At 70.7% G+C, this 14,819-nt stretch carries 11 protein-coding genes and 1 tRNA gene; 7 read left to right on the forward strand and 5 right to left on the reverse strand.

What is annotated here, in order from left to right; translation table 11 throughout:
* Positions 1–329 precede the first annotated feature (329 nt).
* Positions 330–1,577 carry a fumarylacetoacetase gene (gene fahA / locus C6N31_RS37460; RefSeq protein ID WP_138353271.1) on the reverse strand — a complete coding sequence of 416 codons (1,248 nt, stop codon included), beginning with the start codon at positions 1,575–1,577 and terminating at the stop codon, positions 330–332.
* Positions 1,578–1,854: 277 nt separating this feature from the next.
* Between fahA and C6N31_RS37465 the strand changes: the two genes are divergently transcribed.
* The 3 genes from C6N31_RS37465 (at position 1,855) to C6N31_RS37480 (ending at position 6,312) form a co-directional block, all read left to right on the forward strand.
* Positions 1,855–3,327, forward strand: coding sequence for an SDR family NAD(P)-dependent oxidoreductase (locus C6N31_RS37465; protein ID WP_138353270.1), 1,473 nt, complete (start codon positions 1,855–1,857; stop codon positions 3,325–3,327).
* A gap of 463 nt (positions 3,328–3,790) precedes the next feature.
* Positions 3,791–4,063, forward strand: coding sequence for a hypothetical protein (locus tag C6N31_RS37475; protein ID WP_198359257.1), 273 nt, complete (start codon positions 3,791–3,793; stop codon positions 4,061–4,063).
* 50 nt (positions 4,064–4,113) lie between these two features.
* The gene (locus tag C6N31_RS37480; RefSeq protein ID WP_198359252.1) at positions 4,114–6,312 is read left to right on the forward strand and encodes a DEAD/DEAH box helicase; all 2,199 of its coding nucleotides are present in this window, start codon (positions 4,114–4,116) and stop codon (positions 6,310–6,312) included.
* A gap of 28 nt (positions 6,313–6,340) precedes the next feature.
* On the opposite strand, the gene C6N31_RS45335 is transcribed toward C6N31_RS37480, so the two are convergent.
* The 3 genes from C6N31_RS45335 to C6N31_RS37495 form a co-directional block, all read right to left on the reverse strand.
* The gene (locus C6N31_RS45335) at positions 6,341–10,054 is read right to left on the reverse strand and encodes a caspase, EACC1-associated type (RefSeq protein WP_138353268.1); all 3,714 of its coding nucleotides are present in this window, start codon (positions 10,052–10,054) and stop codon (positions 6,341–6,343) included.
* Positions 10,051–10,464: a hypothetical protein gene (locus C6N31_RS37490; protein WP_138353267.1), complete on the reverse strand. Its 414-nt coding sequence runs from the start codon at positions 10,462–10,464 to the stop codon at positions 10,051–10,053. Before C6N31_RS37490 ends, C6N31_RS45335 begins: the two co-directional genes overlap by 4 nt.
* A 220-nt stretch (positions 10,465–10,684) precedes the next feature.
* Positions 10,685–10,772, reverse strand: a tRNA-Leu gene (locus tag C6N31_RS37495).
* Between the two features lie 208 nt (positions 10,773–10,980).
* On the opposite strand from C6N31_RS37495, the gene C6N31_RS37500 reads away from it, so the two are divergent.
* From C6N31_RS37500 to C6N31_RS37510, 3 genes are all read left to right on the forward strand, one after another.
* Complete coding sequence (locus C6N31_RS37500) at positions 10,981–12,318, forward strand: M20/M25/M40 family metallo-hydrolase (protein WP_381587868.1); 1,338 nt, start codon at positions 10,981–10,983, stop codon at positions 12,316–12,318.
* A gap of 131 nt (positions 12,319–12,449) precedes the next feature.
* Positions 12,450–12,683 carry a chaplin gene (locus C6N31_RS37505; protein WP_138353266.1) on the forward strand — a complete coding sequence of 78 codons (234 nt, stop codon included), beginning with the start codon at positions 12,450–12,452 and terminating at the stop codon, positions 12,681–12,683.
* Positions 12,684–12,856: 173 nt separating this feature from the next.
* Positions 12,857–13,798: a chaplin family protein gene (locus tag C6N31_RS37510; RefSeq protein ID WP_138353265.1), complete on the forward strand. Its 942-nt coding sequence runs from the start codon at positions 12,857–12,859 to the stop codon at positions 13,796–13,798.
* 110 nt (positions 13,799–13,908) lie between these two features.
* On the opposite strand, the gene C6N31_RS37515 is transcribed toward C6N31_RS37510, so the two are convergent.
* Entirely contained in the window at positions 13,909–14,097 is a 189-nt protein-coding gene (locus tag C6N31_RS37515; RefSeq protein WP_138353264.1) for a DUF5703 family protein, read from the reverse strand.
* Between the two features lie 47 nt (positions 14,098–14,144).
* Here C6N31_RS37515 and C6N31_RS37520 point away from each other — a divergent pair, with 47 nt between their 5' ends.
* The gene (locus C6N31_RS37520) at positions 14,145–14,753 is read left to right on the forward strand and encodes a hypothetical protein (protein ID WP_138353263.1); all 609 of its coding nucleotides are present in this window, start codon (positions 14,145–14,147) and stop codon (positions 14,751–14,753) included.
* Positions 14,754–14,819 lie beyond the last annotated feature (66 nt).

The raw sequence follows: 14,819 nt of genomic DNA on the forward strand, positions 1-14,819 counted from the left end.
CGGCGCCATGCGCCTGTCCCTCGCCCGCATCTACGACTGGCTCGACGACACCCTCGCCACCAGCACCGCCACCACCGTCTGAACGAGCCGGACACCACCGTCTGAACGAGCCGGACAGCACCGCGGTGAACGAGCCGGACAGCACCGGCAGACCTAGGCAGGGCCCGCTCAAGGACCACGCGGCGCAGACGGCACACGCCCAGCAGCGGAAAGCGCCCGCTGGACATCGTAGGAACGACGTCCAGCGGGCGCTTGTGTGCGGTCGGACGGCCCAGCGGCCGTGACTGTCAGGCGGAGTCCGTCAGGCGGAGACCGTCAGGCCGTGACCGTCAGGCGGTGGGGCGGGGCACGATGTGTCCCGCCACCTCGCCGAAGCCGATGCGGGTTCCGTTCGGGCCCGGCGCGGTCGCGGTGATGACGACCTCGTCGCCGTCGTCGAGGAACGTGCGCTCGCTGCCGTCCGCCAGTTTGAGCGGCTCCTGGCCGTTCCACGTCAGCTCGATGAGCGCGCCGCGTGTCTCGCGCTCGGGACCGCTGATGGTGCCGGAGGCGAAGAGGTCGCCGGTCCGCAGGGACGCGCCGTTGGCCGTCATGTGCGCGAGCATCTGCGCGTACGTCCAGTACATGGCGGCGAACGGCGGGCGCGAGACGACATGGCCGTTGAGCCGGACCTCGAAGGCGATGTCGAAGCCGGACGGCTCGGCCGCGGCGTCCCGGTCGTCGAGGTACGGGAGCGGCTCGACGTCGCGCTCCGGCGGGGTGGTGCGGGCCTGCGCGAGGGCGTCCAGCGGGACGATCCACGGCGACACCGACGTGGCGAAGGACTTGCCGAGGAACGGGCCCAGCGGCACGTACTCCCACGCCTGGAGGTCACGGGCGGACCAGTCGTTGACGAGGCAGACGCCGAAGACGTGCTCGGCGGCGTCGGCGAGCGCGACCGGGCTGCCCAGCTCGGTCGGCGTGCCGACGACGAAGCCCAGCTCCGCCTCGATGTCCAGGCGGCGGGACGGGCCGAAGTCCGGAACCGGGTCGGCCGGGGCCTTGCGCTGCCCGGACGGGCGGGTGATCGGCGTGCCGGAGACGACGATCGTGCCGGAGCGGCCGTGGTAGCCGATCGGCAGGTGCTTCCAGTTGGGCGTCAGCGGCTCGGAGCCCGGCCGGAAGATCCGGCCGAGGTTCGTGGCGTGGTGCTCGGACGCGTAGAAGTCGACGTAGTCGGCCACCTCGAACGGCAGGTGGAGGGTGACATCGGCGCGCGGCACCAGGCACGGCTCGACGGCCGCACGAAGGGCCTCGTCCGTCAGCCACCGGGTGACCGCGGCGCGCACCGCGGTCCAGACCGGCCGGCCGGCGGCCAGCAGCGGGTTCAGCGAGGGGGCGTCGAGCGCGGCGAATCCGGGTTCGGCGAGCGCACCGACCGCGCGGGCCGCCGCGCCCGCATCGAGAACGTGGTCACCGATGGCGACACCGATCCGGCGCTGTTCCGGCCGGTCGGCGGTGGTGAAGACGCCGTACGGCAGGTTGTGTACGCCGAACGGAGAGTCGTCAGGGACGGTGAGCGGGCTGCTGGCGCTCAACTGGCCTCCAGGGAGAGAACGAACGTCCCGAGACTATCTCCCGCCTCCGGGGCTCCCGTCTCAAGGGCCGGACGTGGCCGGAGGCGGGCCGCACGCGGGGCCGGACGCGGGGGCCATGCACCTGCGTGGCAACGGTAAGTGCCGGTCCGGACACCGACGGTAGATCCAGGGGCCGCCGACGGCCTCGAGTTTGGTGGTGCTACACGTGCGTACGTAGAGTTCCGCCTGACTCGGGTGGACTCGGGGCGGAACAGACAATCCAGAAGGCAGTAACGGCATGACAGCGAGTGAGCAGACGGAAACCCGGCGCGATGATTCGACGGGCATCGACCCGGCGCGCCTGGAGCTCTGCCTGAGCGTCCTCGCGGAGCTCGACGAGCTGGACGTCGACCACCCCGACGCCATCGCCGTCCGGCGCGCCACCGCCGGCATCTACCGCACGGTGAAGCAGCGCCGCCGCCAGGAGCGCCGCGCCTCGAAGACGGCGAACGACAAGGCCGTCACCGAGGCCACGGCCACCGGCGCGGCCGACCGCATCGACGACGAGACGCTGGGCAACATGCTCACGACGTCCGTGACGCAGGAGATCGCCGGCATCCTGGAGCGCCCCCGCTCCTGCTACGTCTGCAAGACCCGCTACGTCGAGGTCGACGCGTTCTACCACCAGCTCTGCCCGCCCTGCGCGAAGGAGAACCGCAGCCGCCGCGACGCGCGCACGGACCTCACGGGACGCCGCGCCCTGCTCACCGGCGGCCGTGCGAAGATCGGCATGTACATCGCGCTGCGCCTGCTGCGCGACGGCGCGCACACCACCATCACCACCCGCTTCCCGAACGACGCGATCCGCCGCTTCAAGGCGATGCCCGACAGCCCGGAGTGGCTGCACCGGCTGAAGATCGTCGGCATCGACCTGCGCGACCCCGCGCAGGTGATCGCGCTCGCCGACGAGGTCGCCGCCGAGGGCCCGCTCGACATCCTGATCAACAACGCCGCGCAGACCGTCCGCCGCAGCCCCCGCGCCTACGCGGAGCTCGTCGCCGCGGAACTCGCCCCGCTGCCGGCAGGCGAGCTGCCCTCGCGCACCGTCCTGGGCCACTTCGGCAGCGGCGCGCAGATCGCGCTGCCCGGCCCGTCGTCGTCCGGCCACGACGCCCTGACACCCGAGTCGATCACCGCCCTGGCCCTGACCACCGGCTCCGCGTCCCCGGCCCGAATCGAAGCCGGCACCGCCATCGACGCCGGCGGCCTCGTACCGGACCTGGACGCCACCAACACCTGGATCCAGCGCGTCGAGGAGGTCGACCCGCTCGAGCTCCTCGAGGTCCAGCTCTGCAACGTCACCGCGCCGTTCGTCCTCGTCAGCCGGCTGCGCCCGGCGATGGCCGCGGCCACCGCGCGCCGCAAGTACGTCGTCAACGTCTCGGCGATGGAAGGCCAGTTCAGCCGCGGCTACAAGGGCCCGGGCCACCCGCACACCAACATGGCCAAGGCCGCCCTGAACATGCTCACCCGCACCAGCGCCCAGGAGATGCTCGAGACGGACGGCATCCTCATGACGGCCGTCGACACCGGCTGGATCACCGACGAGCGCCCCCACCCCGACAAGATGCGCCTGGCCGAAGAGGGCTTCCACGCCCCCCTCGACCTGGTCGACGGCGCCGCCCGCGTCTACGACCCCATCGTCCGCGGCGAACTCGGCGAAGACCTCTACGGCTGCTTCCTCAAGGACTACGCCCCGGCCGCCTGGTAACCCGGCCTGCCCGTCCGACTCATTCACTCGCCGCGCGGCGGTGTGCGGAAGTAGGCGCCCGGGGTGAGGCCCGTCTCGCGGCGGAAGGCGACGAACGCACTGGGGGTGTCTTAGCCGACCAGGGACGCGACACGGCTGACCGGCTCGCCGGCGGCCAGGTGGTGCAGCGCGGCGCTCAGCCGCAGCGATGTCTGCCAGCGCCCGAAGGGGACGCCGGTGTCGGCGGCGAACGTCCGGAGCAGGGTGCGCGCGCCGACGCCGACGGTGCGGCCCCACTCGGCGAGCGTCCGGTGGTTGGCCGGGTCGTTTCAGCAGGGCCTGAGCGACGTCCCGGGCGCGTCCGTCGCGCGGCAGGGGCACGTCGAGGGTGGCGACGGGCACCGGTTCGAGCAGATCCATGAGGACGGCCTCGGCGCGCACGCGGGCGGGCAGCACACCGGTGGCCAGTTGGTGGATGAGTTGGGTGAGCAGCGGGCCCACCGCGACGGGCTGGATACCGGTCCATCCGGTCGGGCCCTGGCCCCGCTCGAAGTACAGCGACCTCATCGTGGTGCTGCCCGACGCCACCACCTCGTGCGCCAGGCCGCCCGGAATCCACAGCTTGCCGACCCAGGCGGACCGCGGCGCATTCACCGCGTGCGTCGCGGGCAGCCCGCGCGCCGGGGGCGGGGACAACACCCCACCGCCCCGCACGCCGGCGAACGTGATGCGGGATAAGTCGTCCGGACAGCCCTGAGCCGGTGAATCATGTGACGGGACCGGAGCGGGCGGATCACGAGGGGCGCCATGGGTGGGGTGGGGTTGGAGCGGAAGGCGGTGCCTGCCGGCAAGGGGGCCAGGGAGGTGCTTCTGCGGGCTGACGCCCTCATGGCGGCTGCCAGGGGAGTGATCGCCGATCACGACCGGGTCCGCGGCGCGGTCCGGAGCGCCCTGACTCCGTTGAAGGACGAGCTGGTCCGTCGTGAGCTGGACGGCATTCCGGTCTCCCGGCTCAAGGACGTGACCGAGGGACGGCTGCGGCTGACCGCTCTGGAGCAGGCCGGGTACTCCACGGTCCGGCAGGTGTTGGACGCCCGGCGGTACGCGCTCGAGCAGCTCCCCGGGATCGGTGTGCAGAGCGCGGTTCAGGCGATAGCCGCCGCGCGGCAGATCGCCGAGGCGGTCGAGGAGCATGTCACCGTCCGCATCGATCCCGACGCGAGCGCCGATCCTCGTACGACGGCGCTGGTAACGGCATTGAACCAGCTGGTGAACGCCGGGCCGGACACTCCGCGGGCCGTCGCGGCGGCCGGTCGGATCGACGGGGAACTCGACCCGCTGATGGCCGGCGCCCGGCCGGCCCGGGGGCGGTTGCGCATGCTGTTCGCCGGACGGACGGGCCGCAAGGAGGCACAGGCCGCGGTCCAGGCGATCGACGCCCTTCTCGTCCAGTGCACGGACGACGCCACGCCGCTGCTGCTCGCCCAGGCCTCCACGGACCTGCTGCGGCCACCGGTTCCGGCCGACGAGGCGTGGATCGACTTCCAGGTCCGCTCACCCGACTACTACAGCCTGCTCACCGAGATCGCCGGGCTGGCGCCGGACGTGGACGCGGCCGAGGGCTTCCTGCCGACCGACATCTCCGGCCGGGTGCGGGCCCAGCGGCTGGACGACACCCACCGCCGGGTCTCGCTGCGCGGCTACCAGGACTTCGGGGCCCGATTCGCGCTCACCCAGCGCCGGGTGGTTCTCGGCGACGAGATGGGGCTCGGGAAGACCATTCAGGCCATCGCCGCACTCGCCCATCTCAAGGCGGAGGGGCAGACGCACTTTCTCGTGGTCTGCCCGGCCAGCGTCCTGATCAACTGGACGCGGGAGATCGAATCCCGCAGCACCCTGGACGCGTACCGGGTGCACGGCCCCTACCGCGAAGCCGCGCTGGACGAGTGGCTCCGGTGCGGTGACGTCGCCGTCACCACGTTCGACGGCCTGAACACCCTGGAGGTCCCGAAGGAGACCACGGTCGGCATGCTCGTGGTCGACGAAGCGCACTACGTCAAGAACCCGGCGGCCCGCCGTTCCCGATCCGTAGCCCGCTGGACGGCCCGTACCGACCACGTCCTGTTCCTCACCGGCACACCGATGGAGAACCGGGTCGAGGAGTTCCGCAACCTCGTCCACTACCTCCAGCCCGATCTCGTGCCCCATGTCCGCAACAGCGACGCCGTCGCCGGATCCGAGGTGTTCCGCCGCGCCGTCGCCCCCGCCTATCTCCGGCGCAATCAGCGGGACGTGCTGACCGAACTCCCCGAGCTCATCCAGGTCGACGAGTGGGAGGAGTTCACCGCCGCCGACCTCGCCGCCTACCGCTCGGCCGTGACCGCCGGAAACTTCATGGCCATGCGACGGGCCGCCTACGCCGACCCCGAGAAGTCCGCGAAGCTCCAGCGCCTGCTGGAACTCGTCAGGGAGGCCGCGGAGAACAACGCGAAGGTCGTCGTCTTCTCCTTCTTCCGCGACGTCCTGATCACGGTGCGGGAAGCCCTCGGCGACGCGGCCCTCGGTCCCATCACCGGCAGCGTCGCCGTCACCGCACGCCAGCAACTCGTCGACGACTTCACGGCCACCCCCGGCCACGCGGTGCTGCTCAGCCAGATCCAGGCGGGCGGTGTCGGTCTGAACATGCAGGCGGCGTCCGTCGTCATCCTCTGCGAACCCCAGGTCAAACCCACCATGGAGTCCCAGGCCATCGGCCGGGCCCACCGGATGGGCCAGATCCGCCGGGTACAGGTCCACCGCCTCCTGACGGCCGACAGCATCGACCAGCGCATGCTCGAAATCCTCGACGGCAAGAAGCGCCTCTTCGACGCCTACGCCCGCCGCAGCGACACCGCGGAGTCCACCCCCGAGGCCGTCGACATCTCCGAACAGTCCCTGGCCCGCCAGATCGTGGCGGAGGAACAACTCCGCCTCGCCACCTCCGCCACGGGGGACGAAGCCTCGTGAGCCGACGCCCGTGGCACGACCGCCGGTGTCAACGTCCGCCCGAGGGCTGTTCGTCGTACAACTGCCAGGCGGGTACCCGTTCGGCGTCCAGCAGTTCGCGGCGCCGCAGCATCAGCCGTAGATGCCGCGCTTCGTCAGCGCCTTCGTCCGGGCCCCGGTCCAGGAGGACGGCGGTGGAGCCACTGTCCGTCCGTACGATCGCGTCAGCGGGGTGGCCGTTGACGGAGATGCCGAGTTGCACCGTTGCCCCTGGGCGACCCGACTGCGCCTTGTACAGGCGCTTGAGCAGCTCGTCCGGTTCAGCGGCACCCAGGTCGCTGTCTGTGGCGTTGGCAGCGTGCACCAGTGCGGCTCCCACGCCGCCCCGGCGCTGCCAGAGCTCGACATCGCCGACGACGATGAGGTGCGATCGAGCCCTCGTGATAGCGACGTTCCAGAGGTTCAGTTGCCGGTCGACCCAGCTGATCGCCCCCGGGTGCATGCCGTCTCCCGCGACCAGGGAGAAGACCATGACGTCACGCTCACCGCCCTGGAACGTGTGCACCGTGCCCGTGCGCACCCGGTCGCCGTACGGGAGCAGTCGCCGCTTCAGGGCCTCCTCCTGGGCCTTGAAAGGTGTGATCACCCCGATCGTGGCCCCGGTCCCGTCCGGGAGTTGCTCCAGCAGATGCCGGACGCTGGCCTCCACCTTGTCGATCTCATCGTGGTTGACCCAGGAACTGCCGGAGGGCGGGCGTACGGCACGGCCAGTGACCGGCGCCCAGATGACCGCACGGCGGCCGAGGGCGGGACGGGCACGGATGTCGGTGAGCACGGTCAACCGGCCTTCGTAGAAGAGGCGGTTGGAGACATCGGCGATGTCCGGGTGGCAGCGGAAGTGCTCGTCCAGGAGGAGGCTGCCGCCCGCCGCGCGCTCCGCAGCATGGAAGGCGGAGTGGCGCCGGTGGGCGAGGCGCTGCTTCTCCAGCCAGTCGGAGTGCAGCCCGGCCGCGCGCCGGATCACCGCTTCCCCGTCGGGGTCGATCGTGGTGATGTGGGTGAGCTGCATAGGGTCGCCGATGACCAGCGCCCGGCGGGCCCGGAACAGCAGGGGCAGGACGTGCGGGATCGCGCACTGGCTGGCCTCGTCGACGACGACCAGGTCGAACAGAGCCGGATCCGGCGGGAACCGCCGTGCCGAGAGGCTGGTAACGGCCCAGCCCCGCGCCGCAGGCAGGGCGTTTCGTACCGCGGCCCAGTCGCTGCCACCGGCGTCACGGGCGGTCAGGAGCCCGGCGATGCGCTGATGTCCCGCTCGGCCGGCGCCCTGCACGGCGCTGTCGAGCAACGCCGCGGATGAGGTGCGGACGGCGGACTCCGCCAGGTCGAGAGCAGCGGTGAGGCCGGCGTCGTCCATCCCGGTCGCCGCCCGCTCGCGTTCGGCCCGCCAGGTCCGCTCGGCACGGGTGAAGTCGGCGAGCGCGGTGCAGGCGTCCATGGTGGTGCCGTCGAAGGCCGCGATGCCGAAACGGGCCAGCAGCTTTCTGCGACGCCATTCGCCGAAGAGGCGCGCGGTGGCCCTCCGCGTCGCCTTCTGCTCCAGGGCTCCCGGGTCCCGCACCGCTGCCAGGAGCCCGAGCAGCGCGGAGACAGGCAGGTGGAGCCTGGCGGCGTGCTGCTCGCGGTCCTCGCCCGCCCCGCGCAACACCCGCTCGGTGTGCGCCGAGCGGGCGAGCTGTTGCCGGACGGCGTCGAGCCGGTCGTTCGCCACGTCGACGTCCATCCCCGCGGTGGTGACGTTTACCGCGGGGGCGGGGGAGACCATCAGCCGGCGTAGCGTCGTCGCCTCGGCCTCCGCGTAGTCGGGGTCGCCGCCCGCGGGACCGGTGCGCACGACGCTCCCCGGCGACAGCTGCTCGCAGCGGCGCCACACCTCGTCAACGGCCTGGTTGTTGGTGGAGGCCACCAGCACGCTCTGGCCGGCCGCCACAGCGGTGGCGACGAGATTGGCCACCAGCTGGCTCTTGCCGGTGCCGGGCGGCCCGGTGGCCACCGTGAGGCGGCGCGTCATGGCCGAACGCAGCACTGCGGACTGGGCCTCGTTGGACGGCAGCGGTGTTACGAGCCGTACGGAACCGGGGTCCCGTTCGGCGGGAGACCCGGCCGGTCCCGCGCGTTCTGCGGGGTGGGGGGAGAGTGCGGCGAGCGCCGTCGCCCTGATCTGCGCGCTCTTCCGGGAGATGTTCTCGAAATCCGCGAGGAGCTTCTTAGTGATCTTGCTGTCGCGGGGCACCAGCAAGAGGACCGCGGCATTGCGGGCACCATTGCCCGGGGTACGGATGTCGATCCAGTCGGCGAGCTGGTCCGGCCGGGGCTCCTGGACACAGGGCAGTTCGTACTCCTGGCTCAGCAACTGGCGTACTTCGACCGCCATCCGATCGTGCTGCCCGGCGTGCCAGGTCTGCTGGTAGGTGTCGACAAGGTCGGCCGCCTGCTCCACCCCCAGCCAGTCGCGAGCCAGCCTGGGGTGCGGCAGCACGGGTCCGTACGGCTTGAGGCGGACCTCGCCGGCCTCCTGGACCGCCTCGACGCGGCGTACCAGGAGCGGAGCGAATTTCGGCGTCCGCCAGGTCCGCCCGTCACGCAGGCCGTTGAGGACCACTGCCGGGTAGCCCGCCCAGAGTTCCGCGTCCTGCTCGGCCGCCGCGTCGACCAGCGCGGCCGCCTCGGGGGGCACGGCGGTGCAGTCGTCGTCGTCCAGATCGCCGGAGAGGAACCGCTCGGTTCCGGTCAGGCAGACGTACGAGGTTCCCTCGTCCCGGACCGGCATGAGCGGGGTCTCCGTCGTGTCCGCCAGGACACACTCCCGGTAGTAGCTCAGGAGGCTGTCCCATGTCGGCCAGGTACCGGCGGTGCGGGTTGGCGCCGCTGGCGTGCCGGGCTCGGCGGGCGGCCGCCGCGTCAGCGGCACCAGCAACGGTGCGCTTCCCAGCGGGCAGGAGGCCAGGATCATGCGGTCGTCGACACCGTGCGCGGACTTGACGGGTATCTGCTGCGAGCCCTTGGCCCGCATCCGCCCGTTCACATAGTGGAACAGGTCGTCCACCGACACCTCGCCGGTCCCGTCCTTGCCGACCTTGCCGGTACGCAGTGCTTCGACGACTTCCGCCGTGAACACGGAGGGCTCGACGCCGGCGTCGCTCTCGGCACCGCTGAACGAGTCCTCGCCCGCCCGTGACGAGGAGAGCACGTACACGCCCCGACTGGTCAGGGGCGCGGCCTCACCGGATTTGGCGGAGGGAGGAGCGGGTCCGTCGACTGTGCGCAGACCCATGGCGAAGCCACCGCTCCGGCAGCAGTCGATCAGGGCGATCTTCTGCGGGGCCCAGCACCCTTCGAGTTGCTCGTTGACGAACCCGGCGCTCACCCCGGTCGCGGCAACCGCGTCGAAGTCGGTGTCCGAGGCGACGAAGTAGAACTCGCCGCGGGCCTGCACGAGCCGGGTGCCGTGCCCCGAGACGTAGAGCAGGGCCAATTCGTCGGACTCGCAGCTTTCGAGGAACTCACTGATCGCGGAGCGCATGGCGTCCGCGGTGAGGTCGGTCTCCGTCTTCACGGACGCGAACGCACCGATGGTGCGGTGCTCCAGAACCTGGCGCAGTTGCCAGGTGTCGGCCCGGGTGGACGGGAGCCGTCCGAACCGGCTGTCGTGGTAGTTCTCGTTGCCGATCAGTAGCGCCTTGCGGCGGACGAGGCGGGTCACTCCGCCTCGTTCTCCCCGTTGTTCCCTTCGTCCTCGCGGACTGTCCCCAGGAAGTCGCGGATCATCTGCTCCTGCATCTCGTCCGGACGCCCGCTGATCGTGACGGAGTTGCCCCGGTAGGTCATCTCGACCTTCCGGTTGCGCTCCTTGGCACACCATTCCGTGACCAAGGCGATGAGGACCTGGGACGCGGGTCGGGCGGCAGCGGCGATAGAGCCCCACAACGCCACGTCGCCGGCGACCCCACCCTTATGGCCGTCACCGGTGGCCGGCCCGGCCTCCAGGAATCCGACGGCTGCCCCGTCGGCCTTCGCGAGCTCGTCATGCAGCGCCCGCGTGAGGCGTTCCTGCCGCAAGGTGTCGCCGCCTGCCAGTACTTCGAGCCGCCAGGCCCGCTCCCCGTCAACCATCCAGAACCCCCCGTTACCGGCTCACCTACAGGTGAGCCACCTCGGCAAATGACAGAGCGTACTGCTGGATCACCGGCTGACGACAGAGAGTATTCGGCCAGGGCCCGAGGCTCGGCCGAATACCCGCAGCCCCGTCGCTGTACTGCGCAGGGTGCGTCCGGCCGCGCGGACGAAAAAAACGGGCCAGGAAGAGTCCTGACCCGCAACATGATCAAAAACGTGGTGTCCGAGGGGGGACTTGAACCCCCACGCCCGATAAAGGGCACTAGCACCTCAAGCTAGCGCGTCTGCCATTCCGCCACCCGGACCGGGTGTACCGCAGGCCTCTCGGCCGCGGCGACGAGGTAAACCATAGCAAAGATCCCAGGGGCCCGATCACGGGTGCCGGTGTGAAGGGATCATGACGTGGGGCGGGTGGCTCTTGGGTGCGGGGGGCGGGCGGGGGAGTATGGGGAGCGGAATCCGCCGCGGTCGCCGGATGCGGGCGCGGGAGTGCGTGAGGGACGAGGAGACAGCGTGAGCGAGTCGATTTCGGGCGCGAGGAGCGACAGGAAGATCACCGGTGAGGACGAGGTCGTCGACCTGTGCCGGGATCTGATCCGGATCGACACCAGCAACTACGGGGATCACTCGGGGCCCGGCGAGCGCGCCGCGGCCGAGTACGTCGCCGAGAAGCTGGCCGAGGTCGGTCTCGAACCGCAGATCTTCGAGTCGCACAAGGGACGGGCGTCCACCGTCGCCCGGATCGCGGGGGAGGACCCCTCCCGGCCCGCGCTGCTGATCCACGGGCACACCGACGTGGTGCCGGCCAACGCCGACGACTGGACGCACCACCCGTTCTCCGGCGAGATCGCCGACGGGTGCGTGTGGGGGCGCGGCGCCGTCGACATGAAGGACATGGACGCGATGACGCTGGCGGTGGTGCGCGACCGGCTGCGCAGCGGCCGCAGGCCTCCGCGTGACATCGTGCTGGCGTTCCTGGCGGACGAGGAGGCGGGCGGCGTCTACGGCGCTCGGCACCTCGTCAACAAGCACCCGGACCTCTTCGAAGGGGTCACGGAGGCGATCGGCGAGGTCGGCGGCTTCTCCTTCACCGTCAACGAGAACCTGCGGCTCTACCTGGTGGAGACGGCGCAGAAGGGCATGCACTGGATGCGGCTCACCGTCGACGGCACGGCCGGGCACGGCTCCATGACCAACAACGACAACGCGATCACCGAGCTGTGCGAGGCCGTCGGGCGGCTGGGGCGGCACAAGTTCCCGGTGCGGATGACCAAGTCGGTGCGCGGTTTCCTCGACGAGCTGTCGGACGCCCTGGGCACCGAGCTGGACCCGGAGGACATGGACGCGACGCTGGCGAAGCTCGGCGGCATCGCCAAGATGATCGGCACCACGCTGCGCAACACCGCCGCCCCGACGATGCTCGGCGCGGGCTACAAGGTGAACGTGATCCCCGGCCAGGCCACAGCGCACGTCGACGGCCGCTTCCTGCCCGGTTACGAGGAGGAGTTCCTCACCGACCTGGACCGGATCCTCGGCCCGCGGGTGAAGCGCGAGTCGGTGCACTCGGACAAGGCGCTGGAGACGGACTTCGACGGTGCGCTGGTGGACGCCATGCAGACCGCGCTGAAGGCCGAGGACCCGATCGCGCGGGCGGTGCCGTACTGCCTGTCGGGCGGGACGGACGCGAAGTCCTTCGACGACCTCGGAATCCGCTGCTTCGGATTCGCGCCGCTGAAGCTTCCGCCGGAGCTGGACTTCGCGGGCATGTTCCACGGTGTGGACGAGAGGGTTCCGGTGGACGGGCTGAAGTTCGGCGTTCGAGTGCTGGACCGTTTCATCGAAAATTGCTGATGATTCGACCACCTGTGTCAGTCGAACTGAGACGGGTGAAAGCTCCCGCAGTTTCGTAGCTCGTTTCCTTCGGGGTCGTTACGACTTGTGCGGTCCGCGGCTGGGACCGCATTTCGAACTAGGAGGAAACCATGATCAAGAAGATCGTCGCTGCTGCTGCTGTCTCTGGTGGTCTCGTACTCGCCGGTGCGGGCCTGGCCGTTGCCGATGCCGGCGCGCAGGGTGCTGCCGTGCAGTCCCCGGGCGTGCTCTCGGGCAACCTGATCCAGATCCCCGTCCATGTCCCGGTCAACGCCTGTGGCAACACGGTCTCCGTGATCGGTCTGCTGAACCCCGCCTTCGGCAACAGCTGCGTCAACAAGTGACGTCATGTTCGACCCCTTGAGGGTCTGAACCGGGCCGGCCCCGGAGTGCTTATTTCCGCGCTCCGGGGCCCCTCGGTCTTTATGGGGGAATCGGACAAGGATTTCACAGCCGTCCGTTCCCTTCCCGGGGCCGCGACCCCGGGGCCTCACTGAGAGCGAAGGTAGGGAAGGCTATGCGACAGGTCGCGAAAAAGGGCCTGATCACCGTGGTCGCGACGGGCGGCGTTCTCGCTGCCGGCAGCGGCTTCGCGTTTGCGGACTCGGGTGCGGTCGGCACCACGTCCGACTCGCCGGGCGTCGGGTCGGGCAACAACGTGCAGGTGCCGGTGCATGTACCGGTGAACCTGTGCGGGAACACGGCGAACGTCATCGGGCTGCTGAACCCGGCGATGGGCAACAGCTGCGCGAACGTCTCGGGCCATGGAGGACGGGGCGGAGCAGGCGGTTCCGGGGCGGTGGCGCACGGCGGTGCCTCGCACTCGCCCGGCGTTCTCTCCGGCAACTCGGCGCAGGTTCCGGTCGACGTCCCGGTCAACGCGTGCGGCAACAGCATCACCGTGATCGGCGGGCTCAACCCCGCGATGGGCAACGGCTGCGGGAACACGGAGTGGCACGCGCCGCACGGCGACGACTGCTCGGGCCAGCCGGGCCACCCGGGCACTCCGGGGCACCCCGGAAACCCGGGTACTCCGGGCCACCCGGGCCACCCCGGTCAGCCTGGACATCCGGGCCAGCCCGGTCACCCGGGGAATCCGGGGCACCCGGGGACTCCGGGCAACCCGGACCAGCCCGGCAACCCCGGCACCCCGGGTCAGCCCGGTAACCCCGGCACGCCTGGTAACCCTGGCACTCCGGGTAACCCCGGAAAGCCCGGCAACCCCGGCCAGCCTGGTAACCCTGGGACCCCCGGTAACCCCGGCACCCCGGGCAACCCCGGCACCGGTCACTCCAACCCGGGTGGGCCCTCGTCGCCCTACGCTCCGGCCGCGCACCACCCGACCGCTCAGCTGGCCGCCACCGGTGGCGGCTCGATCGGGATGGCGCTGCCGACCAGTGCCGCGCTGCTGCTCGGCGGCGGGATGCTCTACCGCCGTAACCGCGCCGCCCGTCGCTGACGGCAGGAGAGCCGCAGGGTGGCCGGAAGGCCGCCGCGCGGCTCGGCGCACGGCTCGATGGGACCCCGCGGCGGCGGGGTCCCATTTATACGTTATGGGTGGATATCAGCTCACCAGGTTGCTCTGACCTGACGGATGATCCGGCGGCGCAGCCGCACCCGGCGGCTCCCGTCGGGGTAGAGGCGCAGCCGGTCCAACTCCCAGTGGCCGTACTCCGCGTGATCGGTCAGCAGTCGCGTCGCGTCCTTCCGGGACACACCCCGGGGGACGTACATCTCTGTGAATTCGTATTCCGGCATCGCATCTATTGTGCGGGCAACGCCCTGGTGCGGATAGCGTCTGCACCATGTCTGATGACGTGCAGCCCACCGTTGCCGAGGTACGTGCCGCCGCTGAGGCGGTCAAAGCCGCGCTGGACCGCCACCTTGAGGCGATCGAGAACCGGACGGGGGAGGACGACCCCGCCGTCTACACCGCTTTTGACGACCTCGCCACGGCCGCCGAGGCCTATGACGAGCTGCTTTACGACGCCTATGACGAGGTCACGCCGTTCGAGGTGCCGTCCGGTGACACGCTGCCCGAGTACGCGGGCTCCGATGAACCTGCCGCGATCAGCGTGCTGATCCGCCGCGATTACAGCATCGTGGAGCCGCAGCGGCTGCTGCTGCAGGCCCGGCGGGTCGCCGACGCCGACTCCGGACCGGACACCGGGGTGAACGCGGCCGTCGGCATTCTCTTCGGTGAGTACGAGCCCGACGAGATCGCCCAGCGGCACAAGGAGTTCGGGCTCGAGGAGGGCGACTCGACCCTCTGGGTCTCCGCCGCGGAGCCCACCGATCCGGGGGACTGGCTGGCCACCCCGTTCGATCAGGCCGACCCCCAGCTGATCATCTGCCGGTTCGACGTCAGCTCGGTCTTCGACGACGAGCTGAGCGCCCTCGACCCGGACAACTAGACCCGGACAACAAGAGCCGGACTCCGCAGCAGGAGCATGCGCCGGGGCGGACGGGTTTCCGTCCGC

The organism is Streptomyces fildesensis, assembly GCF_016107395.1.
Taxonomy (GTDB): domain Bacteria; phylum Actinomycetota; class Actinomycetes; order Streptomycetales; family Streptomycetaceae; genus Actinacidiphila; species Actinacidiphila fildesensis.